The organism is Brevundimonas aveniformis DSM 17977 (genome assembly GCF_000428765.1).
Classification (GTDB): Bacteria; Pseudomonadota; Alphaproteobacteria; order Caulobacterales; family Caulobacteraceae; genus Brevundimonas; species Brevundimonas aveniformis.
The window spans coordinates 346733-369433 of record NZ_AUAO01000002.1; the positions used below are offsets into that span (position 1 = coordinate 346733).

Consider the following 22701-nt stretch of genomic DNA (forward strand, 5'->3'; position numbering starts at 1 on the left):
CTACCCCACCTGATCGGCCAGTTCGATCAGGATCTGGCGCAGGGCCGCGTCGCGACGCTGGGTGGCGCGGTCACTTCCGGTGATAGCCAGACGTTCCGCTAGCCCGCGAAGTCGAGCGGCCACGGAGGCATCCCTTGCGCTCGATTGAACGAGGGCCAGGGTTTGGTCGAGCGTACCATTCAACTGTTCGGCATCGGCAGCCGTGATGCTGGACGACCGTTGCAGCTGTTCGACATAGGCCCGGGCGATCGTCGGGTGGGCCGGCCAGGTGACCGGGTTCTGCTGTTGCGGATTGAAGGTGTCGCCCTGGTCGGCGAGGTTGGCCGCCGCCAGCTCGGTCGCGGACAGGAACTCGGACGGGGCCAGCTCCAACACGTCGAGGCCGCGGGCGATCTCGGTGCCGTAGATGCGACCGTGGTACCAGTAGGCCGACCAGAAGCCGCCGAACTGGAAGCTGCGATCCGACATCGGGCCGCGGTCGAAATAGGCGATCTCATACGGGGTGTTGGGATCGGTGAAGTCGATCACCGAGATGCCGCCCTGGTACCAGGCCTGGACGAAGATATCGCGACCCGGGACCGGCACGATGGAGCCGTTGTGGGCGACGCAGTTCTCACGCGCCGACTGGGCGGCGGGCAGCTTGTAGGTGCCGCGACGTTCCAGCTGGCCATCGACGATATCGTAGAAGGCGTTGGCACCCCAGTTGCGCGGGTCGGTCGCCTGACAGCGCGGGCGACCGCCGCCACCCCATTCGTCGGTGAACAGGACCGTCTCGCCCTCATTGTCGAAGGTCGCGGAATGCCAGTAGGCAAAGCCCGGGTCTGTCACGGCATCGATGCGAACCGGACGGCGTGGATCGGTGATGTCAAAGATGATCCCGTTGCCCGAACAGGCACCGGCCGCCAGGTTGCGCGACGGGAAGACGGTGATGTCGTGGCACTGGTTGGTCTGGCTGGTGCGCTGGGTGCCACGTCCATGATCGCCGCCGGGCCAAAGTCCGGCCACGGCCCCGGTCGCCTCATCGGCAAAGACGCGCGGGCTGTCGATGATGCGGGCCTGGGACGGATTGGCGACCGGAATCTCGATGACGTCGATGGAGAACAGGGCCGTGCGCTGATCACCCGGCAGGCCGGTGACGCAGCCGGCCAGCTCGGCCTCGTCGCGGACCGAGGCGGTCCCGGAATTGTAGACGATGATCGACCGCTCATCGGCGGAGACGACCGAGTGGGTGTGCGAACCGCGGCAGGTCTGGACCTGGCCGACCTGGACCGGGGCGACCGGGTTGGAAATGTCAAAAATGCGGATGCCGCGGAAGCGGTCGGCGCTGGCCTCGACGGCAATGCCCTCGCGGCCGCAGTCGATCCGGCCGTTGGTCGATTCCACCGACATGATCAGCAGGTCACCGACGATGGAGACGTCGCCCTGGCCGCCGGGACAGACGACAGAGGAGATCAGTTCGGGCTGGGCTGCCCCCAGCCGATACAGGTTGAAGCCGTGGTAGGAGCCAGCGGCCATCAGGTCGCCCCGGAAGGCCATGTCGGTGTTGGCAAACGACAGGAACGGACCGCGCTGGCTGAAACGGGCCTCCTCAGCGCCGTCGCGGGTGGCCCCATCGGGCGTCGGGAGCGGCAGGGGCGCGCCGGACGGGTTGGTCGGGTCGTAGAAGCCCGGTGGTTTGGGCAGGCTGGCGATCAGAACCATGTTGGAGATCGCCTGTTCGGCGTCGAGGAAGCCGCCGGCCAGGGTCGAGCGGGGGTCGGCCTGGAGCGTGCGCAGGGCCGCGTCCATGCGGCGGATCTCAGCCTGCTGCTCGTTGTTCACATCGCCGACAAACTCGAACAGGGCCGGTTCATAGGCCGAGCCGGGGCGGCTGAGCAGGTGCTCGACCATGGTCACCGCGCCGGCGTGGTGGCGGATCATCAGGTCGAGGAACAGGCGGTCGAACTCAACGCCCGAGGCGGCGGCCAGGGCGGCCATGTGCTCGGGGCTGGCCATGCCCTGCATGGTGGAATGGTCCATGGCGCTGTGGTCCATGTGGCCGGCGTGGGCGGCGCCGACCATCGGCGCCGTCTGGCCGCGCTCGGTCAACCAGGCGCGCATGAAGGCGATTTCGTCGTCCTGGGAGGCGCGGATGCGCTGACCCATGGCGATGATCTCGGGGTTGTTGGTGCGGCCGTCGATCAGGGCGGTCATGTCGACAGCCTGCTGATGGTGGACCATCATGCCCTGCATGAAGGCGACGTCGTCGTCGGAATAGCGGTTGTCGGAAATGCGGGCAGCGGCCTGGGCTTCGAGAACGCGGCTGGCCTGACCGGGAGCGCCTGGCTGGACGATGGGGGGCGTGCTCTGGGCCTGGGCCGCCCCGGCGGCGACCAAGGCAAACAGCGAGCAACCGACAAACAGGCGAACCGAACGAACCGACATAGGCAACTCTCCAAGGCCCCGATTTGAGGGCCGAATAGCACAGGCGGGGCGGGGTGCAGGATTAATTGGTCTTAAGGCATCGGGTGACGCGCGCTAATAGCGGGCATGGATAATGCAGGCCTGAGGGCCGCCCTTCTGGACTGGTACGATCAGGGAACGCGCGAGTTGCCCTGGCGGGTGCGCGGGGGACGGCCAGACCCGTATGCCGTCTGGCTGTCGGAGGTGATGCTGCAGCAGACGACGGTGCCGCACGCGACGCCGTACTGGCTAGAGTTTCTCAGGCGATGGCCGACAGTGAGCGACCTGGCGGCGGCAGAAGACGGCGAGGTGATGAGCGCCTGGGCGGGGCTGGGCTATTATGCGCGGGCGCGCAATCTGCTGGCCTGTGCACGGGCGGTCGCGCACGACCACGCGGGGGTGTTTCCCGATACCGAAGAGGACTTGCGGGCGCTGCCGGGGGTGGGGCCGTACACGGCGGCGGCGGTGGCGGCGATCGTGTTCGACCGCTACGCCCATGTGGTCGACGGCAATGTCGAGCGGGTGGTCAGCCGGCTGTTCCGTATCGCCACGCCGCTGCCGAAAGCCAAGACCGAGATGCGGGCGCGGGCGGCGGAGCTGACGGACCCGGTGCGGCCCGGCGACTGGGCGCAGGCGATGATGGACCTGGGGGCGATGGTCTGTCGCCCCAAGGCGCCGCTGTGCGACCGGTGCCCGGTGGCGGGGTGGTGCGCGGCGAAGGCAGCGGGTGATCAGGAAACCTATCCAGTCAAAACACCGAAGGCGGCGCGGCCCCGGCGGTATGGGGCGGCCTATGTGATGCGGCGGGGGGGTGAGGTGGCACTGGTGCGGCGTCCTTCGAAAGGCCTGCTGGGCGGGATGCTGGGCCTGCCGACGACGGACTGGACGGGGGAGCGGATCGATGGGGTGGCGGAGGCACCGGTCGCGGCGGACTGGAAGCGCGTGGGCGAGATCGAGCACGTGTTCACCCACTTTTCCCTGACGCTGGAAGTGTGGGCGGCGGAGGCGCGCGCGCTGGAGGGAGCAGTGTGGTCGCGCGATGTGGCGGGGCTGCCGAGCGTGTTCTTGAAGGCGGTGCGGTTGGCGTCGGGCCATGCGGCCAAGCGGTCGTCTCGATAGGCTAGCGTTCGTCGGTCACGGCGATGCGACCGGCCGGATTCAGAGCGCGGACCAGGGCGTCGGGGTCGCGCACGGTGAACTCATAGCCCCGCTCATCTGACCAGAAGACGCGAACGGTTTCGCCCATCAGGAGACGGTGGCGGCGTTCAATTCGACGGATCTCGGAAAGCCGGACGTCGATGCGGATGTCGTAGAAATTGAAGGCGAAGAACAGGTTGAACGGAAACGTCAGATCCGTCTTCACCTGATTGTTGGCAACGATGACCACGAGGCATCGGCTCGCACCGCCAAAGCGTTGGAGCAGGTTGCCGAGGGATCGACCCGAAGCGCCTGATTGATAGAAGACGGCCCCGTCAGGGCGCTTTGGGAAAATGGGTTCGCCGGCTTGAAGGCGTCGCAGGGCTCCAAAGCCGATGAAGCCGAGGTTCCACACGACGACAAGACCGAAGATATACGGAAACCAGGCGTCCATCTGGCCTTCGGTGGGCACCGTTTACTGCATCCCGGCCCGCACCTGGGCGCGCAGGACGTCGATGGGTTGGAGGCCGCGGTCGGACTTGAAGCGCCAGTAGGTCCAGCCGTTGCAGGCCGGGGCGTTCTCCATCAAGGCCCCCATCTTGTGGATCGAGCCGGTCAGCTCGCCGGCGATCAGCGAGCCGTCGGCGCGAACGCGGGCTTCGCGCTGGCCCTTCGGACAGTAGAGACGGTCGCCGGGACGCAGCAGGCCGGCCTCGACCAGCGAGCCGAAGGCGACGCGCGGCTCGGCCTTCTTGGAGCCGGTGATCTTGAGGTCTTCGGGCGTGGCCGGGACGACCTCGTCGATGCGCTTCTTCGCCAAGGCGGCGTAGGTTTCATCGCGCTCGATGCCGATGAAATGGCGGCCCAGGCGCTTGGCGGCAGCCCCGGTGGTGCCGGTCCCAAAGAAGGGATCGAGAACGATGTCTCCGGCCTTCGTCGAGGCCAGCAGCACCCGATAGAGCAGGCTCTCAGGCTTTTGCGTGGGGTGGGCCTTTTGGCCGTCCTCGTCCTTGAGGCGCTCTTCTCCCGTACACAGAGCCAGATGCCAGTCGGAGCGCATCTGGGTGTCTTCGTTGAAGGCCTTCAGCGCGTCGTAGTTGAAGGTGTAACGCTTCTGTTCGCGGCTGCGCGCGGCCCAGATCAGCGTCTCATGGGCGTTGGTGAAACGGGTGCCCTTGAAGTTCGGCATCGGATTGGCCTTGCGCCAGATGATGTCGTTCAGAACCCAGTAGCCAAGGTCCTGAAGGGCCGAGCCCAGGCGGAAGACGTTGTGATAGCTGCCGATGACCCAGATGGCCCCATCGGGCTTGAGCACGCGGCGGCACTCGCTCAGCCATTCACGGGTGAAGCGATCATAGGCGGCGAAACTCTCGAACTGGTCCCATTCGTCATCGACCGCATCGACCTTGGAGTTGTCCGGGCGCAGCAGCTCACCACCGAGCTGGAGGTTATAGGGCGGGTCCGCAAAAACCAGATCCACCGAGGCGTCTGGCAAGGATCGAAGTTGCTCGATGCAATCGCCGATCAGGATGGTGTCCGGCTTCACGCCCATGGTCTAGTCCCCAATTCTACCGGACCAAAAGCACAAAACACGGTGAAGGAACCGTTATCTCGCGGCCAAAGAAGCGCGTTGAGCCGTTCGAAATTTCCGAGATAATGGCCGGGTTGGTGAGCCACAGACGGAACGAAGAGCCAAGTTGAGTACCGACGCACTGTTCAAGATCTTGGTGGTCGAGGACCAGGCGCTGCTGGCGATGGAACTCGAGTATGTGCTGCGTGAGCTGGGTCACGATGTGATCGGCTGTGCCATGGATGCTGAGGAGGCCATGGCCATGGCGGGGGCCACGGCACCGGATGTGGCCCTGGTCGACATGAACCTGCGCGATGGACCGAGCGGACGCGATGTCGCCCAGAGCCTGAACCAGACATATGGGACGGTGGCGGTGTTCCTGACCGCTAATCCTGAACAGATCCCGTCCTGCTTTGCCGGGGCGCTCGGCGTGCTGGTCAAGCCATTTGAATCCCAGACCCTGCGGGACGTCCTGATTTTTGCCGGTCAGTTTGCAAAGGACGGGACTATCGGTGAGATCCCTCAGAGGTTCAGGCTCGCCCCCTGGGTTCTGGAGGCCCCGCCCGCGGCGGACCAGGTTTAATCGACATTCAGACCGATTATCCTTTTAAATACAAATATACTCGTCATGGTCGGGCTTGTTCCGGCCATCCATCACCACCGGCCCCGCAAGACGATTGCGGCTGTTCCGACATCAACAAGACTGGATATTCAACGAGGTGATGGGGTCCCGGCACAAGGCCGGGACTGACGGGGCTTTGAAGGTCGATTGAACCTAGCGCTTGGCCAGCTGGGCGCGCCGAACGGCAAGATCGCGGCCGATGCGCAGCCACAGCAGGATCAGGCCGGTGATCACAACGATCACACTGACGGCGGCCAGCAGAATGATCCACCAACTGTTGATGTTGTCACCGCCGGGGCCGAAATCGAGGATATGCAGCCGCCACATGACGTCGAACACGCTCCACATGTCCGAGCGGCGTGAGACGACGGCACCGGTCGTGGTGTCGAGGTAGAAGCGGGTGCCTTCCGGATCGTTGAAATCGACCAGCCAAACGGGGCCTTCCCGACCGGTCTCGACCGGTGCCTCGGGCAGGAGTTCGGTGCCGACGACCTGGCCGGGGCCTTGATACTGGGCAATGGCCAGTCGGGTCGCTTCGTCAGCGCCGTAGGCGGGCAGGGGTTGATTGCTCACCGCTGACAGACGCACGGGTGCCCCCTCCGCAGGCGTCAGGACCCAGACTGGTCCCCGCGGCGTGGTGGTGAGTTCAGCACGGACCGGATCGATGCCGGCGGCACCGGCCGCGTCGGCCAATGGCGTGGCCCCGGCGACGTCGAGTGCCACCACGGGCGTTTCAGCCAGCCGGTGTTCCCCGCGGACTCGCTCAATCGGTAGGGCGACCATCACCAGCCCGCCGATGACCCAGAAGCAGACCTGAACCGCTACGATCAGGCCGATCCATTTGTGCAGCCAGACGGAAATGCGGTTCAGGCGCACGCTCATCAGATCACCCCAGTTGAAGTCCAGGCACCTTGGGTGGACCAGCCTCCGGGTCGAGGTCAAGCTGCAGCAGGGTGACGTCGAGCCAGCGGTCGAACTTCCAGCCGACGTTGCGATAGACGCCCGCCAGGCGGAAGCCGAGGCGTTCATGCAGGGTGATGGACGCCGCACCGTCGCCGGAGATGGCGGCGATCATCTGGCGCAGACCCATGGCGCGGCAGCGGTCGATGACCTGTTCCATCAGGGCGCGACCAAGCCCCCGACCGTGGAAGCCTTCTGCGACATAGATCGATGTCTCCACGGCATAGCGATAGGCCGCTCGCGGCCGGAAAGGGCTGGCGTAGGCATAGGCCGCGACCTGACCCTCAACCTCGGCCACCAGCCAGGGCAGACCGTGACGGCGCACCCCGGCCAGGCGCTCACGCAGCGTCTCGACCGAGGGCGGCTCCTCCTCGAAGGTCGCGGTGCCCTCCAGCACCTCGCGGCCATAGATGGCGGCGACTGCCGCCATGTCGTCTAGCGTGGCGTCGCGCAGGATCAGTGGTGGTGCTCCCATCCCCGCGCGATGGCCCAGACGCAGAAGGCATAGTCATGGGCGATGTCGCGCAGGTAGTCGAAACGGCCCGACGAGGCGAAGTGCCCGGCAGTCATGTTGATCTTGAGCAGGACCGGATTGCCCGAGGTGGTCGCCGGTCGCAGCCTGGCCACCCATTTTTCCGGTTCCCAGTAGGTGACGCGCGGGTCCGACAGGCCGCCGGTCGCCAGCACAGCGGGATAGGCCTTGGCTTCGACCTGATCATAGGGGCTGTAGCTCATCATGTAGTCATAGGCGTCGGCGTCCTCGATGGGGTTGCCCCATTCGGGCCATTCCGGTGGCGTCAGCGGCAGAGACGTGTCCGACATGGTGTTGATCACATCGACGAAGGGAACATTGGCCAGGACGCCCGCCCACAGGTCCGGTCGCATGTTGTTCACCGCGCCCATCAGCATGCCGCCGGCTGAACCACCGTGCGCCACGATCTTGCCGGCGGTGGCATAGTTGCGGGCGATCAGATGCTCGGCACAGGCGATGAAGTCCTCAAAGGTCTTCTTCTTGGTCATGCGGCGCGCGGCCAGGAACCAGCCCCAGCCCTTGTCCGATCCACCGCGAATGTGGGCGATGGCGTAGATAAAGCCACGGTTCACCAGCGACAGGCGGTTGGCACTGAAGCTGGCTGACATGGGAATGCCGTAGGAGCCGTAACCGTACAGCAGGACCGGCGCAGAGCCGTCGACAGGCGTGTCGCGACGACGCAGGATCGAGATCGGCACCATGGCCCCGTCAGCGTGCGGGGCTTCCATGCGCTCAACAATGTAGTCACCCGGGTTGTGGCCCGAGGGGATTTCCTGGGTCTTGCGCAGGGTCCGCTGGCGCGTTGCCATGTCGTAGTCGTACGTCTCCGTCGGGCGGGCCATGGAGTTGTAGGTGTAGCGCGTCAGATTGGTCGCGTAGTCGCGGGACCCCTGGACACCCAGGGCATAGGCCGGCTCATCCACCGCGATGGCGTGCTCCTCGCCGGCGCGGCTGCGCACGACGATGCGGGTATTGGCATCCGCGCGTTCCTGGCGAACCAGCCAGTCCTGGAACAGGCCGACCCCTTCAATGATCTTGCCGGCGGTGAACGGGATCAGGTCGCGCCACCCCGACTTGCCGGGGTTGTCGGTCGGGGCCTCACAGATTTTGAAATCGACTGCGCCGTCCGCGTTGGTTCGGATGATCCACCGGTCGCCCCAGTGATCGAGATCATACAGGGTGCCATCGACCCGAGCCTCGGCCAGCGTCGGCGTCGCCGTCGGATCATTGCCCGGGATATAGCGGGCCTCGCCCGTTTCCTGATTTTGGATGCCGATGATGATGAAGGCGTCATCAGACGTCCGCCCGATGCCCATGAACATCCCGTCGTCGGTTTCTTCGTAGACGAGGGCGCGGTCACCCCCGGTGATCGGGCGGCGGAAGATCTTGTCGGGCCGGCCATTGTCGTCCCGGTTGATCCAGAACAGCCACTGGCTGTCCGGGGCGATGGAGAAGTCACCCGTCGCATCGCCGATCGGGTCGCCGATCAGTTGCCCGGTCGTCAGATCCTTGACGTAGATTTTGTAGACCTCAGAGCCCTGGTCGTCCTCGGCATAGACAAAATAGCGATGGTCCGGGCTGGGCGAGGTGCCGCCGACCGACGAATAGTCCTTGCCCTCCGCCAGGGCGTTGGCATCCAGCAGGATCTGTTCGCCGTCGGTCTGACCCTTGGGGCGTCGGCAATAGAAGGGATGCTGAGCGCCGGTTTCAAAGCGGGTGAAATACTCCCACGGGCCGTAGGGCGAGGGGACAGAGCTGTCGTCTTCCTTGATACGACCGCGCATCTCCTGGAACATCGCCTCTTGCAGATCGGCGGTCGGGGCCAGCATGGCCTCGCGATAGGCGTTCTCGGCCTCGAGGTGTTCACGCACGTCCGCCTTGATCAGCGACGGGTCGCGCAGAACGTTCTGCCAGTTGTCGTCCTTCATCCATTGATAGTCATCAATGCGCGTCCGCCCGAGCTGTTCGATGGTCACGGGGATACGGCGGGCGACGGGAGGGACGGGCATAGAGGTTCCTGACTGGGCGAAGGCGGGAGTCCCGGAGGCCGCAGCAGTCGCGAGGGCGGCGGACGAGACAAGCATCTGACGGCGGTTCATGGATGGGCTCCGAATTTTCGTCCCGGACGTTGCTCAGCTTGTCGGTCCACGTCAAATGAATGTTCGCAGAGTTTGGGAGCCGTCCATGGAATGGGACCAAATGGTCCAGATGATCGAGGCCACGGTCCAGGTGGAGAACACCCGGCCGGGCGGAGATCGCCGGATTTCGACCGGCCTTCTGGTGTCGGCCCCCTATTGGGACGGGACGCCCCGAACGGTTCTGGTAACCGCCGCCCACGCGGTGGATCCGTCCGAAACACCCGAAATCCGCATCGGCTGGCGCTTTGCCACGGAAGACGGCGGTTGGAGCTTTGCGCCGCAACCCGCTCCGCTCGAGATCGGCGGACGGGATCTGTGGGCCCGTCACCCGGAACGCGACATTGCTGTGGTCGAGGTCGTCGCACCGCCGAGCTTTTCGGCACGAGCCATCCCTCTGAGCTGGCTGGCCGATGAGCGGGATCTGGATCAGCAGGGTGTGGGTCCCGGCGACCAGATTTTCACCCTCGGCTATCCGCGTGGACTGTCATCGAACCGGGCGGGATTTCCGATTCTGAGAACGGTTCGGGTGGCGTCCTATCCGCTCAGCCCGATCCGGGCCTTCCCGACCTTCCTGATTGACGGCTTCCTCTATCCAGGAAACTCAGGCGGACCCGTGTTCCTGCAAAGGGGACTGGATGGGCATCCCCTGATCCTCGGACTGGTGACGCAACAGGTCGATCAGGGTGAAGAGCCACTGGGTCTGGGCGTGGTCGTCCATGCCGTCTATATCCGCGAAGCCTTGGCGGTTCTGGATCAGCAATCAGGCGCGGGACGCCGCCGCCGGGCCGCGTGAACTAGGCCGGCTGAAACGAGAGGCGCACGCCGAGGGCGCGCGTGACCTTCAGAAGTGTGCTCAGGCTGGGATTGCCTTCGTCGGAAAGCGCCTTGTAGAGCGCCTGGCGTGACAGGCCGGTTTGTTCTGCCACCGTGGTCATGCCTCGTGCGCGTGCGACGACGCCGAGGGCATCTGCGATCTCGGCCGGATCACCGTCGGCGAAGGCACCTTCGAGATACGCCGCTATGGCCTCCGGGCCGTCGAGATAGTCCGCCGGATCGAAGGGGCGGGTTTGAACAGTCATTTCAGATCTCCTTGGCCAAACGGATCGCCGTGGCGATATCCCGCCTCTGGCCGGACTTGTCGCCGCCGCAGAGCAGTATGACGAGTACGGCACCGCGCTGGACGAAATAGACCCGGAAACCAGGTCCATAGCGTATGCGAAGTTCGCTGACACCCTCGCCGACCGGCTTGACGTCGCCGGGATTTCCGAGCGCGAGCCTGCGAACGCGCCGGGCGACCTCCGCTCGGGCGCGGGTGTCCCGAAGGCCGGACAGCCAGTCAGAGAAGGTGTCCGTTTCCCGGACCTCGATCATGTGTCATCTATAGGCGACAGGAGCGAGAGTGTCAACCAAAGGCGACACGAGCGTCCTGCTAGAGCCTATCGGGCCTGGACCACGCTGAGAACCACGTCCGCTGCGGCGGCACTGGGGTCCGGTTGACCGCGCCCCATGAGATCCAGAGCCGCGGTCTGTTCCGCGATCTGTTCGGCGCGCAGCTCGGGTCGGTCCAGGCGCTCGGCGACGGCTTGGGCCAGGGCCTCGGGCGTGGCCGCATTCTGGAGATATTCGGGGGCAATCCGCCTGTCCGCAGCGATGTTGAACAGGGTGATGTGCCGGGCTGTCATCAGCCGGCTGGTCAGGGCGAAGCTCAATCCACCCAGGCGATAGGCGATAACCATAGGGACGCCCGCGAGCGCCAGTTCGGTCGAAACCGTGCCCGAGGTGGCCAGCGCCACGGTCGCGGCCTTCATCGCATCCTTCTTGGCCGCGTCGCCCTCGACAAGGATGCACCGGAAGGGCCAACCGGCGACCCGCCCCTTGAGGTCGTCAGCGATGGTGTCGGCCACAACGACCGCCATCGCGAGGTCGGGCCGCGCGGCCTTGAGCCGCCAGGCCGTCTGCTCGAACACCGGGGTCATGCGCATGATTTCGGCGGGGCGGCTTCCGGGTAGGATCAGAAGCAGGGGCTGCACCGGGCTCAATGCGTTCTCTTGACGGAAACGAGCGCCATCGGCCTGCGAAAAGTCGATTGCCAGGCTGGGGTTGCCGACAAAGGTTGTCGGCAGGCCTTCTTTCTCAAACCAGGGAGGGTCAAAGCCGTGCAGCGTCATCAGGTGGTCGACAGCCCCGGCCAGGGTCCTGGCGCGGCCCGGTCGTGATGCCCACACCTGTGGCCCGACGTATTTGACAATCTTGAGGTCGGGGAGGGCGGCGCGCAAACCCTTGGCCACACGAATGGTGAAACCCCAGCTGTCAATCAGAACCGCGACGTCTGGTTTCTCCCTGACGGCCAGTTCGACCGTCTCGGCAACCCTGCGTTTGACTCGCCCATAGGCGCGTACACCTTCGATCCAGCCCAGGATCGAAAGGTCGGTGATGTCGAAAGGGCTCTCGACGCCCTGTTCAGCCATGCGGGGGCCACCGACCCCGACGAAGCGGACCTTGTCGGCCCCGACCTTGGCCTTGAGGGCCCGCGCCAATCCGGCTCCGAGATTGTCGCCCGATGCCTCGGCTGCCACCAGCATGACGGTCAGCGGGCGGCTCATCCTTCGCCCCAGACGAAAAGCCCAAGCCGGTCCGCGGCGGCAATGACGCCGGGCTTGTCGATGACGATCAGGTCACCTGCCTGTCCGGCGATGCCGGCCAGTCCGGCGGCGTGAGCCAGTTCAACGGTCCGAACCCCGATCACCGGCAGGTCGACCTTGCGTTCCTGAATGGGCTTGGGAGCCTTGGCCAGCACGCCCCGTAGGGAAACACCACGCAGGTCTGCGGGCAGGGCGGCGACCCGCTTGAGCATTTCGTCGGTGCCCTCCTGGGCCTCGACGGCCAGGACCAGGCCGTCGGACACCACGGCCCCCTGGCCGACATCCAGATCCCCAATGGCGCGGGCGATCCGCAGCGCCTTGTCGATGTCGGCGCGATCTGTTTCGCGGGGCTGGATAGAGCCGAGAGGTCCAGCCGGTAGGGCGTCGTCGCCCCCCAGGATGTCATCGGCACCCTCAACGGCAAATCCGGCGTCTCCAAAGACCTTGAGCACCTGCCGAAGCAGGGCATCGTCGCCCTGTTTGGCCGCCTGGATAATGCCTGGCAGGGCCGTCATGCCCTTGAAATCGACCTTGAAATTGGAAAAATCGGGTCGGCTAACCTTGCCGGCCAGGCAGACCGACTGGCAGCCGGCCGCCTTGAGCGCCTCGAGGCATCGACCGAACTCGCCCAGGGCCAGATCGACGCCTGTGGCCGATTGCAGGGCATCGTCGGCAAATCCCAGGAGCCGGATGACGAAGACCGGTCGGTTCTGGGCCTCGCAGGCGGCAACGATGCGGATCGGCAGATCCCCACCGCCGGCGATCAGGCCCAGCTTGGTCACCTCAGGCCTCTGGCAGGCACAGCGGACGGCTTCCGCCGGCGCGGATGAAGGCCACGATCTCGTCGGCTTCGGCTAATCCGTCGGTATTGGCCTCGGCCCGATCCAGCCGCTCGGCGAAAGTGCCGTCGCCCTCGAACAGATCGCGATAGAAGGCCAGCATCTGCTTGATCTTCGCGCGGTCAAACCCGAGCCGCTTGAGCCCGACCATGTTCAGGCCATGCAGCCGCGCGTGATTGCCCCAGACCGAGCCGTAGGGGATGACGTCGCGCGTGACGACCGCCAGACCGCCGAGCATAGCTCCGCGCCCAACGCGACCGAACTGGTGAACCGCGCACAGACCCCCGAGAAACACACGATCGCCAACCGTCGCATGGCCCCCCAGCGTGGCGTTGTTGGCAAAGGTGACATTGTTGCCGACCACACAGTCATGGGCGACGTGAGCCCCGGTCATAAGCATGCAGTTCGAGCCTACGGTCGTCACGCCGCCGCCCTGGACAGAACCGCGATTGAGGGTCACGGACTCCCGGATCAGGTTGTTCTCGCCGATGACGAGCCGGGTCGGTTCGCCCTTGTACCCGCCATGTTGGGGTGGCCCCCCGAGAACGGCGAACGGATGCACCACCGATCCGGCACCGATTTCAGTGATGCCGTCGACAACGACGCTGGAAATGAGCTGGACGCCCGCATGAAGCGTCGCGTCGGGGCCGACGTGACACCAGGGACCGATTTCGACGTCCGCGCCGATCTGGGCTGCCGGATCGACGATGGCCGTGGGATGGATGCGGCTCACAGACCTGTCTCGACCACCATGGCGGCAAATTCGGCCTCAGCGACCAGCTTGCCGTCGACAAAGGCCTCGCCGCGGAACTTGAAGAGGTCGCCACGGTGCTTGACCACCACGACCTGCATCCGAAGCTGGTCGCCCGGTCGCACCGGTTTTCTGAAACGCGCGCCGTCGACGGACATGAAGAAGATCGCCTTGCCGTTCACATCGGCATCCAGCGATTTGGACATGAGCACAGCGCCCGTCTGGCCGAGGGCCTCGACGATCAGCACGCCCGGCATGACGGGGTTGCCGGGGAAGTGCCCCTGGAAGAACGGCTCATTGTGGGTGACGTTCTTGATGCCCGTAATCGATGTGTGGGCCAGATAGTTCTCGGCCCGGTCCACGAGCAACAGCGGATAACGATGCGGGATCCGCCGCATTACCTCGGCGAAGTCGATCTCTTCGCCGCGATCTTCCTGGTCACTCATCGGCGCCTCCGTGTCGTCTGTTCGCCTGTTTGGCGAGCCAGACGGTTTCGCGCAAGAACCGACGTAGGGGGCGGGCCGGCTGTCCGCCCCAGGTTTCCCCATCCGGGATGTTGCTCATCACCATAGAGGCGGCGGCGACGCGGACGCCTTTTCCGACGGAAACATGGTCCGTCACCCCGGCGCGTCCCCCAAGCTGAGCCCCATCACCGATGGTGACCGAACCCGACAGTCCGGTGTGACCGGCCAGAACAACATTGCGACCGACCTGACAATTGTGGCCGATCTGAACGAGATTATCGATCTTGGTGCCCTCGCCGATGACGGTGTCGTCCCAGGCTCCGCGATCAATGCAGGTGTTGGCCCCGATCGTCACATCGTCCTGCAGGATGACGCGACCCAACTGTGGAACGTCGATCAGCCCTGTCGCCGCGCCTGCGACACCAAAGCCCGGCTCTCCGATGACGGTTGAGGCACCGATCCGCACCCGGTCCCCCACAAGACAGAAGCCGAGGGTCGCATTGGGCCCGATATCGCAGCCGCGACCGATCTGAACGCCCGACCCAATCACTGCATAGGCCCCCACGCGCGTTCCGCGGCCAATCGAGACGCCCGATCCGAGAATCACGCCCGGTGCCAGCACGACATCTTCCTCAAGCTGGATATCAGTCCCGAGGATTTCTGTCGGTGAGGGGCGCGGAGGGTGAAGGCGGTGGCCAACCATAGCCCATGCGGCCTGTGGCGCGCGCGTGATCAGCCGTGCGCAATGCGACGGCGCGAGCGCGGCGTGTTTTTCGGTGACAAAGACAGCGCCGGCCCGGCTGGCCGCGAGCTGGTCGCGATACTTGGGGTCGCCCAGAAAGGCGACGCTCCGCTCGTCAGCATGGGCGAGCGGAGCGGCGGTCTGGATCAGCAGGTCCGGGTCACCGCCTTGCAGCGTCGACCCGGTCAACTCGGCCAAGGTAGCCAGGGACAAGCCCGGCGCGGTTTCGAAAAAGCGCGCGTCCGGCATCCTGTGACTGACCTGACCCTATTGCTGCGGAAGCGGAGAGCGGTCGAACGAGAGCGTCTGGAGCTGCTGGTTGACCAGTTCGATCACGCGATCGGTAATGTCCATGGCCGGGTTGGCCCCGAACATGGTCGACCGATCCAGAAGCAGGCCGCAACCGCGTTCCTGGTAAACCTGGACCAGGATCGGGTCCATGGTTTCGCCGATCCGCTGCAGTTGGAGGCCTTGGGTATACTGGAGCTCGGCTTCGCGCTGACCGGCGAGCTGTTGATAGGCACCGGCCCGCTGTTGCAGGGCGACCGCACGCTGCTGGAACTGGTCAGCCGCCATGGAGGCCTGGCCGGTTTGCAGAGCGTTGGCCTCAGCCTCGATGGCGGCCCCTTCGGGCTGGAGCTCAGCACGGACCGAATCGGTCAACTGCTGCATTCGAGCGGCAACGGCCTGGCCGACCATCGACCCGCCTACGGCACGGCCTTGGTTGAAGGTGCAGACGCCCGGGATCACAGGCCCCGGGTTGGTGGGTTGGGCCGGCTGGGCAACCGCGCCACCGGCCAGGGCAAGGGCCAGGGTCGTGGCGGAAGCAAGAACGGCGAGCTTCATGGGGGAAATCCTAGAACTGGGTTGAGGTGGAGAAGCGGAAGGTTTCCGTCCGGTCATAGTCCTCTGACTGGAGGATCTGTGAGAAGTCGAACCGGATCGGACCCATCGGCGAGCGCCAGTGGACGCTGAGGCCAGCAGAGGCACGGGGCCGAATGTCGGCGACGATATTCGGGTCCGGGAACCCTGTCGCATCAATACGGTACCGATCATCAAGCATGCCGACCGTGCCATAGTCCATGAACAGCGACGTGCGAATTCCATACTCCTCGGGCAAGAAATTCGGCACGGTCAGCTCAAAGGTGCTGATGGCGTACATGTTGCCGCCCAGCGCATCGCCGGTCAGCAGGTCACGCGGGCCCATACCGGCCGTCTCAAAGCCGCGGAAGGTATTGCCGCCCTTGAAGAAGCGGTCGTTGATACGGATCGGATCGCCGCCCCAGCCACTGATGTATCCCGCCGAGACGTCTGCGGAGAAGACCATCGAACTTGTTATGGACCGATACCAGGTCGCCGATACTTCCGTGCGAACATAGTTCACATCGCCGCCGAGGCCGGCGAGGTCCTGCCAAAGACTTCCGCGCCAGCCCCGCGTCGGGCGGACGGGATCGTTCGTCCGGTTGGCGGTGAGCGTGTAGCCGATCGTCGAAGACAGGAAGCTGCCGACCTGTTCGCAAAGCGCGCGCGATCCATATCCAGGGCAATAGCCGTTCGGAACGACGATCTCATCGGCCTTGAGATTATAGCGCAGGCCGAGGATCGTATAGTCGTTGATCGGCCAACCGAAACGCAGGCCGACACCCGTGGATTGCCAGTCGAAAGAGGACTCTTCCTCCAGGTCATAGCGGTAGTGATAGATGTCGAAGCCGGCTCGCAGATCACGGCCCAGGAAGCGGGGCTCGGTGAAGCTGATGTTGGCCTGCTGACGCAACGAGCCCCAGGACAGGCGTGCCACGAGGTTCTGTCCGCGACCGCGGAAGTTGGTCTGGGTAATTCCAAGATCGATAATGAAGGAATCGACCGACGAGAAGCCCGCCCCGAAAGACAGGGTACCGGTCGGCTGTTCCTGAACGGCGACCTGAAGAACGGTACGATCCGGCGTTGAGCCCTGGACCCGCTCGATGGTCACGTCCTCGAAGAAGTTGAGGCGGCGCAGGTTGTTGCGCGACAGATCGACCAGGGCCTGGTTGAAGGCATCGCCTTCCGTCAGCGCGATTTCCCGGCGGATGACGGGATCGATTGTCTGGGTGTTGCCGACGATGTCGATGCGTTCGACATAGACGCGCGGCCCTTCGCGAACATTGAAGGTGATGTCGACGGTATTGGTTTCGGCGTTGGGCGTTTCGTTGGGCCGAATATCGACGAAGGCGTAGCCCGCCGCGCCGGCGGCGAACGTCAGGGCCTCAACAGCCTGCTCGACCCGGTCTGACTCATAGCGGTCTCCGGCCCGGATCGGGATCAGGGCGCGCAGAAATTCGGGATTGAGACGCTCGTTCTCCGTTTCGATGGAGAGCTCACCGAATTCGTATTCGTCACCCTCGTCGAGCGTCAGGGTGATCTGGAAGTCTTCCTGGTCCGGCGTCAGCTCAGCCACGGCCGAGACGATGCGGAAATCGTAGTAACCACGGTTGGTGTAGAAGTCGCGCAGCTGCTCGCGGTCGTACTCCAGACGGTCCGGGTCAAAGTTGTCGTTGGAGGAGAAGAAATTCCACCACTGCGACCGCTCGGTGACCATGACCCCTTGCAGGTCGCTGTCGGAAAAGGCCGAGTTGCCCAGGATGTTGATGCTGCGCACGCCCGTTTCGACGCCCTCATCGATCTCGAAGATCAGATCGACGCGGTTCTGTTCAAGTTGGACCAGCTTGGGCGTGACCGTCGCCGAAATCCGACCGGCGCGCCGATACAGTTCGACGATACGCTGGACCTCGGCCTGAACGCGGGCGCGGGTATAGACGCCGCGCGGCCGGACGGTGATTTCTTCACGCAGACGATCTTCGTTGAGGGCGCTGTTGCCCTCGAAGACCACCTGGTTGATGACCGGGTTCTCCACGACCTGCACCAGCAGGGTGCCGTTCGGTTGCAAGGCAATCTGAACGTCAGAGAAGTGATCCGTGCGGAACAGGGTCCGTACCGCCAGGTTGATGACGGCGTCGTCGACGGCATCGCCCGGCTGAATCGGCAGATAGGACAGGATCGTCGACGGATCGATCCGCTGAGCGCCCTGAACCTGAATACGAGCGATCACAGCGGGTGCGGGCGCTTCGCCGGCCTGTGCGTCGGCCGCTGCGGCCGTCGGCTCGGGCTGCGCCGCCGCCTCCTGGGCCATGGCCGGAACGGACAGGGACGCGGATGCGACCAAGGCCACCAGGCTCGTTTGAAGGAAGGGGCGTGAACGGTAATGCATGGGGATGACCACTCGGCGACGGGCTAGGGTTTACGACGTCCCGCCGAGGAAGGCGAAGAGGTTGAGCTTGTTCAAATCGTTCCAGGTGGCGAACAACATCAATCCAACGAGCAAAGCAAGTCCAACACGGAACCCTGCCTCCTGGATTTGTGCGTTCAGTGGCCGCCGTGCGACGGCTTCATAGGCGTAAAACACGAGATGCCCCCCGTCCAAAATCGGAACCGGTAACAGATTGAAGAAGCCGACTGCGACCGAAAGGAGGCCGGAAAGGTACAAAAGCGATAAAAACACGCGACCAACGGCATCTCCGACGCTTTCGGCGCTTTCAGCGGCCTGTCCGGCGATGGCTCCCGAGGCTCGCGCGATGCCAATCGGCCCTGAAAGTTGGTCGCCATTCTCCCGGCCGCTGAAAATTCGTCCGATATAGGTGACCGACGCGTCGAGAACCCCGCCGGTCTGTCGCACTCCTTCAACCACCGCTTCCGGCAGGCTGTAGCGGTGGGTGACGATATCGCCGGCGGCACGGCTGGCTCCGACACCCAGATAGCCGATCCGAACGGTCGACTGATCGACTTCGCTGCGGATGTCACGCCCGGCGGGCGTGGCTGTCAGGTTGAGGGTCTGGTCCCCACGCTCAATTTCAAAGGCAACAGGTTGATCGGCGCGCATCATCACGTGCTGAGCCAGATCCTGCCAGCGGCGGATGGCCCGGCCATCGGCCTCGACGATCAGGTCGCCGACCTGGAATCCGGCGACGGCGGCCGGGCTCCCGGCCTCGACCGAGCCGACGCGCGGCTTGACCATCAGGGTTTCCCCTACCGCCAGGGCCATGATCGTGAAAATGGTGATGGCCAGCAGGAAATTGGCCACCGGCCCCGCCAGCACGATCAGGGCGCGCTGCCAGATAGGCTTGAAATGGTAGTAGGCCGTTTCGGCACCGGGGCCTTGCTCCGCCACGATCTGGTTGCGCAAGGCGTCCAGGCCTTCGCGGTCTGGAACCCCGGTCACATCCAGATCACCGGCAAATTTGACGTATCCCCCTAGCGGCAGGGCAGCGAGTCGCCACTCGACGCCGGATTTGTCCGTCCGGGACCAGATGGTCTTGCCAAAGCCGATGGAGAAGCGGTCGATCTTGACGCCGAAGAGCTTGGCGACGCTGAAATGGCCCAGCTCGTGAATCACGATCACAAGCGCCAGAACCGCGAGGAAGGCGGCCAGAGTTCCAAGAATAGAGCCGACGACGTCGAGCATTCGGTTTCAGACCCTCACTATGACGCCTAGGCCGCCTGGGCCCGACGGCGGATCGCCTCGGACGCCTGACGGCGGGCACCTTTGTCGGCACCCAGGGCCTGTTCCAGCCGGCTTGCGCCCGCTGTGGCGACCTCAACACCGACTTGTCGGTCAAGAGTCTCAGCCACCGTATCGGCAATATCGAGAAAGCCGATGTTGCGGTCAAGGAAGGCTCTCACCGCCGTCTCGTTCGCAGCGTTGAAAATAGCCGGCGCATCGCCTCCCTGGATCAGGGCTTGGCGGGCCAAGGCCAACATCGGAAAGCGGACCTCGTCGGGGGCCTCAAAGGTCAGCGCCCCCAGGGCCGCCAGGTCCAGTTTGGGGGCCGGCCAGCTGACCCGGCCAGGCCAGGCCAGGGCACAGGCAATGGGTGTGCGCATGTCGGGCGGGCCCATCTGGGCCAGGGTCGAGCCATCGGCGTATTCGACCATCGAATGGATAATCGACTGCGGATGGACCAGCACCTCGATGCGAGTCGCTTCGACGCCGAACAGATAGGCGGCCTCGATCATCTCTAGGCCCTTGTTGGCCATGGTGGCGGAATCCACTGAAATCTTGGCCCCCATCGACCAATTGGGGTGGGCAACGGCCTGTTCGGGCGTGGCGGCGCGCATCTGGTCGTGGGTCAGGGCGCGGAACGGTCCACCTGAGGCGGTCAGGATGAGTCGTTCGATCTGAGCTCGGTTGTCGGCCTCAAAGACCTGGAAGATCGCCGAATGCTCGGAATCGACAGGGATCACCCGTCCTCCAGCGCGGTCCGCGGCATCAATCAGAGCCGGTCCGCAGCAGACCAGGCTTTCCTTGTTGGCCAGGGCCAGGGTGGCCCCCGAAAGTGCCGCTGCCCAAGCGGGCCTGAGACCGGCGGCTCCGACGATGGCGGCCATAACCCATTCCGACCCGACGTCAGCGGCGGCTTCGACCGCGGCCTCGCCCGCCGCGGTTTCGATGCCCGAGCCTGCGAGGCGGCGATCCAGTTCGGGCTTCAGCGTTTCATCGGCGATGACGGCCAGTCCAGGTCGCCAGGCGAGCGCCTGTTCGGCCAGGGCGACGACATTGGCACCGGCGGTCAGGGCATCGACCTGATAGGCCTCCACGCCGCCTGTCTGGCGCATAAGATCCAGGGTCGAGACGCCGATGGAGCCGGTTGAGCCCAGGACGGTGACGCGGCGGCGGCTCATACGGCGACCCCCTGATCCACCGCCAGCTTGATCGCAGCGACCACGACGACGGCAAACATCAGGCCGTCAACGCGATCCAGCAGCCCCCCGTGACCTGGGATGAGATCCCCTGAATCCTTGACGCCGTAGCGCCGCTTGAGGGCCGATTCCCACAGATCACCAGCCATGGTGGCAAGAGCTCCCGATAAGCCGATGAAGGCTGCGAGCCAGAGGGAAACGCCGGGAAAGTGAAGCCACCCGCCGCCTCCGGTCAAAACCAGGACAACGGCCATGGCCGTGCCGCCGACCAGTCCGCCCAGAAAGCCTGACCAGGTCTTGTTGGGTGAGAAGCGAGGCCAGAGCTTTGGTCCCTTCAGCAGACTGCCGACCAGATAGGCAAAGACATCGGCCGCCCAGGTCACGGCAAACAGCAGGATTATCCAACTTCCGCCATCGGCGGAGATACGCAGCCAGACCATCAGGACCAGCGGCCAACCGATATAGAAGACACCATAGGCGGCATCGATCGGCGGGCGTTTGACCAATTGGGCGATGGCAAAGGCGATCAAGGCCCCGAAGGCCAGCAAGACCAGTCCCAGCGATATATCGGCCAGATAGACGGCGATGCCGGGAATGACGATCCCCGCAGCGACGGCGGCAGCCATCCACTTGGCTTCGCCCGGCGCGGTCATCTTGGCCCACTCCCAGGACAGGAGAACCACCGCTATCGTCATCAGGATTCCGAAGGCCCAGCCGCCGAGCCAAAGGCCGGCGATGGCCAGGGGAGCGAGCACCGCCGCTGATCCGGCGCGAATGGCGATGTCACGGCCCGTCATCAGCCGGCCTGTCGGGTGGGTTCGAGCCCACCAAAACGACGCTCACGCGTCCGAAAGGCCTCGACGGCCTTGGCCAGGGCATCTGGTCCATAGTCCGGCCACAGAACGTCCTGGAACAGCAGTTCGGCGTAAGCGGCTTCCCACATCAGGAAGTTTGAGAGGCGCCGTTCCCCCGATGTGCGCACGACCAGATCGACTGGTGGGGCGTCCGAGGTCGACAGGAGCCGTTCGAACCGATCTTCGGTCAGGATGGCGGGGTCTTCGCCGCTGAGTGCGAAGCGTCGAGCCGCATCCACGATGTCCGCGCGCGATCCGTAGTTGAAGGCGACCTGCAACAGAAAGCGATCATTGTGGGCCGTGCGCGCCTCGGCACGCTCGACGATGGCGCGAATATCATCCGGCAGCCCCTCACGACGCCCCGGAATACGCAGGCGCACGCCTTCACGTTCCAGACGATCGAGATCGCTTTCGACATAGTTGCGAACCAGACCCATCAGTTCCGAAACCTCGGCGGCCGGGCGACGCCAGTTCTCGGTCGAGAAGCCAAAGACCGTCAGGCAGGTCAGACCCAGCTCGGGGGCCGCCTGAACCGTGCGTTTCAAGGCCTCCACACCGGCCCGGTGGCCGAGGGCGCGGGGAAGGCCCCGGGCTTTGGCCCAGCGGCCGTTGCCGTCCATGATCAGCGCGACATGGCGCGGACCTTCGGCATCAGAGCTGGGGCTATCGGCCATTCAGGCACCTCTCGAGATCAAGGCCAAAAGCCTAGACCTGCATGATCTCAACTTCCTTGGCCTTGAGGGCCTCGTCGATCCGCTTGATGGCGGCGTCGGTGTCCTTCTGGACCTCGGCCTCCATCTTCTTTTGCTCGTCCTGGCTGATTTCGCCGGCCTTCTCGGCTTTTTTCAGGTCGTCATTGGCATCGCGGCGCACATTTCTGACGGCGACCTTCTGCTGCTCGGCGTAGCGGCCAGCCAGCTTGGCCAGTTCCTTGCGGCGTTCCTCGGTCAGGGGCGGGATCGGGATACGCAGGGTCTGGCCATCGACGACGGGATTCAGCCCCAGTCCCGACGACCGGATGGCCTTTTCAACTGACACCACCATGCCCTTGTCCCAGACGCTGACGGCAATCATGCGGGGCTCGGGCACCGAGATGGCGGCGACGGCATTCAGCGGCGACATCGAGCCGTAGGCCTCGACCTGGATCGGATCCAGCAGGCCCGCCGAGGCGCGACCGGTACGCAGCCCGGCGAACTCTTCCTTCAGCGCGCCGACAGCCTTGTCCATCCGGCTGCGGAAGTTGTTGAGATCGGGCTTGGCCATGATTGTCTCCCA

At 64.7% G+C, this 22701-nt stretch carries 23 protein-coding genes; 3 read left to right on the forward strand and 20 right to left on the reverse strand.

Annotated elements, in window-relative coordinates; all coding sequences use genetic code 11:
• Positions 1 to 2424, reverse strand: coding sequence for a DUF305 domain-containing protein (locus tag G391_RS0107015; protein ID WP_051257204.1), 2424 nt, complete (start codon positions 2422 to 2424; stop codon positions 1 to 3).
• Between the two features lie 105 nt (positions 2425 to 2529).
• Between G391_RS0107015 and mutY the strand changes: the two genes are divergently transcribed.
• Positions 2530 to 3561 (forward strand): A/G-specific adenine glycosylase, encoded by a 1032-nt coding sequence (mutY, locus tag G391_RS0107020; RefSeq protein ID WP_029086884.1) that lies wholly within the window; start codon positions 2530 to 2532, stop codon positions 3559 to 3561.
• A 1-nt stretch (position 3562) separates the two neighbouring features.
• On the opposite strand, the gene G391_RS0107025 is transcribed toward mutY, so the two are convergent.
• Together G391_RS0107025 and G391_RS0107030 are read right to left on the reverse strand one after the other, a co-directional pair.
• Positions 3563 to 4033 (reverse strand): hypothetical protein, encoded by a 471-nt coding sequence (locus G391_RS0107025; RefSeq protein WP_029086885.1) that lies wholly within the window; start codon positions 4031 to 4033, stop codon positions 3563 to 3565.
• A 21-nt stretch (positions 4034 to 4054) separates the two neighbouring features.
• Positions 4055 to 5131 carry a site-specific DNA-methyltransferase gene (locus G391_RS0107030; RefSeq protein ID WP_035303963.1) on the reverse strand — a complete coding sequence of 359 codons (1077 nt, stop codon included), beginning with the start codon at positions 5129 to 5131 and terminating at the stop codon, positions 4055 to 4057.
• 145 nt (positions 5132 to 5276) lie between these two features.
• Between G391_RS0107030 and G391_RS14180 the strand changes: the two genes are divergently transcribed.
• Positions 5277 to 5732, forward strand: coding sequence for a response regulator (locus G391_RS14180; RefSeq protein WP_051257205.1), 456 nt, complete (start codon positions 5277 to 5279; stop codon positions 5730 to 5732).
• A gap of 192 nt (positions 5733 to 5924) precedes the next feature.
• Here G391_RS14180 and G391_RS0107040 read toward each other — a convergent pair whose 3' ends face one another.
• Genes G391_RS0107040 through G391_RS0107050 form a run of 3 tightly spaced genes read right to left on the reverse strand, consistent with a single transcriptional unit; the run spans position 5925 to position 9362 of the window.
• A complete protein-coding gene (locus G391_RS0107040) occupies positions 5925 to 6653 on the reverse strand; it encodes a PepSY domain-containing protein (RefSeq protein ID WP_051257206.1) in 729 nt (242 codons plus the stop codon).
• Between the two features lie 4 nt (positions 6654 to 6657).
• Positions 6658 to 7206: a GNAT family N-acetyltransferase gene (locus tag G391_RS0107045; protein ID WP_051257207.1), complete on the reverse strand. Its 549-nt coding sequence runs from the start codon at positions 7204 to 7206 to the stop codon at positions 6658 to 6660.
• Positions 7188 to 9362 (reverse strand): S9 family peptidase, encoded by a 2175-nt coding sequence (locus tag G391_RS0107050; protein WP_029086889.1) that lies wholly within the window; start codon positions 9360 to 9362, stop codon positions 7188 to 7190. Before G391_RS0107050 ends, G391_RS0107045 begins: the two co-directional genes overlap by 19 nt.
• 85 nt (positions 9363 to 9447) lie before the next feature.
• Between G391_RS0107050 and G391_RS14185 the strand changes: the two genes are divergently transcribed.
• Positions 9448 to 10194, forward strand: a complete 747-nt coding sequence (locus G391_RS14185; RefSeq protein ID WP_051257208.1) for a S1 family peptidase — start codon at positions 9448 to 9450, stop codon at positions 10192 to 10194.
• Between the two features lies 1 nt (position 10195).
• Here G391_RS14185 and G391_RS0107060 read toward each other — a convergent pair whose 3' ends face one another.
• From G391_RS0107060 to frr, 14 genes are all read right to left on the reverse strand, one after another.
• Positions 10196 to 10480, reverse strand: a complete 285-nt coding sequence (locus G391_RS0107060) for an addiction module antidote protein (RefSeq protein WP_029086890.1) — start codon at positions 10478 to 10480, stop codon at positions 10196 to 10198.
• 1 nt (position 10481) lies between these two features.
• The gene (locus G391_RS0107065) at positions 10482 to 10772 is read right to left on the reverse strand and encodes a type II toxin-antitoxin system RelE/ParE family toxin (protein WP_029086891.1); all 291 of its coding nucleotides are present in this window, start codon (positions 10770 to 10772) and stop codon (positions 10482 to 10484) included.
• 65 nt (positions 10773 to 10837) lie between these two features.
• Positions 10838 to 12004, reverse strand: a complete 1167-nt coding sequence (lpxB, locus tag G391_RS0107070) for a lipid-A-disaccharide synthase (RefSeq protein WP_029086892.1) — start codon at positions 12002 to 12004, stop codon at positions 10838 to 10840.
• A complete protein-coding gene (gene lpxI, locus G391_RS0107075) occupies positions 12001 to 12825 on the reverse strand; it encodes a UDP-2,3-diacylglucosamine diphosphatase (RefSeq protein ID WP_029086893.1) in 825 nt (274 codons plus the stop codon). The genes lpxB and lpxI overlap by 4 nt, the downstream gene beginning before the upstream one ends.
• 1 nt (position 12826) lies before the next feature.
• A complete protein-coding gene (gene lpxA / locus G391_RS0107080) occupies positions 12827 to 13615 on the reverse strand; it encodes an acyl-ACP--UDP-N-acetylglucosamine O-acyltransferase (protein ID WP_029086894.1) in 789 nt (262 codons plus the stop codon).
• Entirely contained in the window at positions 13612 to 14079 is a 468-nt protein-coding gene (gene fabZ / locus G391_RS0107085; protein ID WP_029086895.1) for a 3-hydroxyacyl-ACP dehydratase FabZ, read from the reverse strand. Before fabZ ends, lpxA begins: the two co-directional genes overlap by 4 nt.
• The gene (gene lpxD, locus G391_RS0107090) at positions 14072 to 15088 is read right to left on the reverse strand and encodes a UDP-3-O-(3-hydroxymyristoyl)glucosamine N-acyltransferase (protein WP_029086896.1); all 1017 of its coding nucleotides are present in this window, start codon (positions 15086 to 15088) and stop codon (positions 14072 to 14074) included. Before lpxD ends, fabZ begins: the two co-directional genes overlap by 8 nt.
• A gap of 18 nt (positions 15089 to 15106) precedes the next feature.
• Complete coding sequence (locus tag G391_RS0107095) at positions 15107 to 15685, reverse strand: OmpH family outer membrane protein (RefSeq protein WP_029086897.1); 579 nt, start codon at positions 15683 to 15685, stop codon at positions 15107 to 15109.
• Positions 15686 to 15695: 10 nt separating this feature from the next.
• Positions 15696 to 18086 (reverse strand): outer membrane protein assembly factor BamA, encoded by a 2391-nt coding sequence (gene bamA / locus G391_RS0107100; RefSeq protein WP_029086898.1) that lies wholly within the window; start codon positions 18084 to 18086, stop codon positions 15696 to 15698.
• A gap of 30 nt (positions 18087 to 18116) precedes the next feature.
• The gene (locus G391_RS0107105) at positions 18117 to 19337 is read right to left on the reverse strand and encodes a M50 family metallopeptidase (RefSeq protein ID WP_029086899.1); all 1221 of its coding nucleotides are present in this window, start codon (positions 19335 to 19337) and stop codon (positions 18117 to 18119) included.
• Between the two features lie 26 nt (positions 19338 to 19363).
• On the reverse strand, positions 19364 to 20554 hold the full coding sequence (dxr, locus tag G391_RS0107110) for a 1-deoxy-D-xylulose-5-phosphate reductoisomerase (RefSeq protein WP_029086900.1): 1191 nt from the start codon (positions 20552 to 20554) through the stop codon (positions 19364 to 19366).
• Positions 20551 to 21369 (reverse strand): phosphatidate cytidylyltransferase, encoded by an 819-nt coding sequence (locus tag G391_RS0107115; RefSeq protein ID WP_035303966.1) that lies wholly within the window; start codon positions 21367 to 21369, stop codon positions 20551 to 20553. The genes dxr and G391_RS0107115 overlap by 4 nt, the downstream gene beginning before the upstream one ends.
• Complete coding sequence (gene uppS / locus G391_RS0107120; protein WP_029086902.1) at positions 21369 to 22100, reverse strand: polyprenyl diphosphate synthase; 732 nt, start codon at positions 22098 to 22100, stop codon at positions 21369 to 21371. The genes G391_RS0107115 and uppS overlap by 1 nt, the downstream gene beginning before the upstream one ends.
• A 31-nt stretch (positions 22101 to 22131) precedes the next feature.
• A complete protein-coding gene (gene frr, locus G391_RS0107125) occupies positions 22132 to 22689 on the reverse strand; it encodes a ribosome recycling factor (protein WP_029086903.1) in 558 nt (185 codons plus the stop codon).
• Between the last annotated feature and the right edge of the window lie 12 nt (positions 22690 to 22701).

Excerpts from the sequence above, each read along its gene's own strand:
- G391_RS0107015 (WP_051257204.1), bottom strand. The coding sequence starts at position 2,424 with ATGTCGGTTCGTTCGGTTCGCCTGTTTGTCGGTTGCTCGCTGTTTGCC.
- mutY (WP_029086884.1), top strand. The coding sequence starts at position 2,530 with ATGGATAATGCAGGCCTGAGGGCCGCCCTTCTGGACTGGTACGATCAG.
- G391_RS0107025 (WP_029086885.1), bottom strand. The coding sequence starts at position 4,033 with ATGGACGCCTGGTTTCCGTATATCTTCGGTCTTGTCGTCGTGTGGAAC.
- G391_RS0107030 (WP_035303963.1), bottom strand. The coding sequence starts at position 5,131 with ATGGGCGTGAAGCCGGACACCATCCTGATCGGCGATTGCATCGAGCAA.
- G391_RS0107040 (WP_051257206.1), bottom strand. The coding sequence starts at position 6,653 with ATGAGCGTGCGCCTGAACCGCATTTCCGTCTGGCTGCACAAATGGATC.
- G391_RS0107045 (WP_051257207.1), bottom strand. The coding sequence starts at position 7,206 with ATGGGAGCACCACCACTGATCCTGCGCGACGCCACGCTAGACGACATG.
- G391_RS0107050 (WP_029086889.1), bottom strand. The coding sequence starts at position 9,362 with ATGAACCGCCGTCAGATGCTTGTCTCGTCCGCCGCCCTCGCGACTGCT.
- G391_RS14185 (WP_051257208.1), top strand. The coding sequence starts at position 9,448 with ATGGAATGGGACCAAATGGTCCAGATGATCGAGGCCACGGTCCAGGTG.
- G391_RS0107060 (WP_029086890.1), bottom strand. The coding sequence starts at position 10,480 with ATGACTGTTCAAACCCGCCCCTTCGATCCGGCGGACTATCTCGACGGC.
- G391_RS0107065 (WP_029086891.1), bottom strand. The coding sequence starts at position 10,772 with ATGATCGAGGTCCGGGAAACGGACACCTTCTCTGACTGGCTGTCCGGC.
- lpxB (WP_029086892.1), bottom strand. The coding sequence starts at position 12,004 with ATGAGCCGCCCGCTGACCGTCATGCTGGTGGCAGCCGAGGCATCGGGC.
- fabZ (WP_029086895.1), bottom strand. The coding sequence starts at position 14,079 with ATGAGTGACCAGGAAGATCGCGGCGAAGAGATCGACTTCGCCGAGGTA.
- lpxD (WP_029086896.1), bottom strand. The coding sequence starts at position 15,088 with ATGCCGGACGCGCGCTTTTTCGAAACCGCGCCGGGCTTGTCCCTGGCT.
- G391_RS0107095 (WP_029086897.1), bottom strand. The coding sequence starts at position 15,685 with ATGAAGCTCGCCGTTCTTGCTTCCGCCACGACCCTGGCCCTTGCCCTG.
- bamA (WP_029086898.1), bottom strand. The coding sequence starts at position 18,086 with ATGCATTACCGTTCACGCCCCTTCCTTCAAACGAGCCTGGTGGCCTTG.
- G391_RS0107105 (WP_029086899.1), bottom strand. The coding sequence starts at position 19,337 with ATGCTCGACGTCGTCGGCTCTATTCTTGGAACTCTGGCCGCCTTCCTC.
- dxr (WP_029086900.1), bottom strand. The coding sequence starts at position 20,554 with ATGAGCCGCCGCCGCGTCACCGTCCTGGGCTCAACCGGCTCCATCGGC.
- G391_RS0107115 (WP_035303966.1), bottom strand. The coding sequence starts at position 21,369 with ATGACGGGCCGTGACATCGCCATTCGCGCCGGATCAGCGGCGGTGCTC.
- uppS (WP_029086902.1), bottom strand. The coding sequence starts at position 22,100 with ATGGCCGATAGCCCCAGCTCTGATGCCGAAGGTCCGCGCCATGTCGCG.
- frr (WP_029086903.1), bottom strand. The coding sequence starts at position 22,689 with ATGGCCAAGCCCGATCTCAACAACTTCCGCAGCCGGATGGACAAGGCT.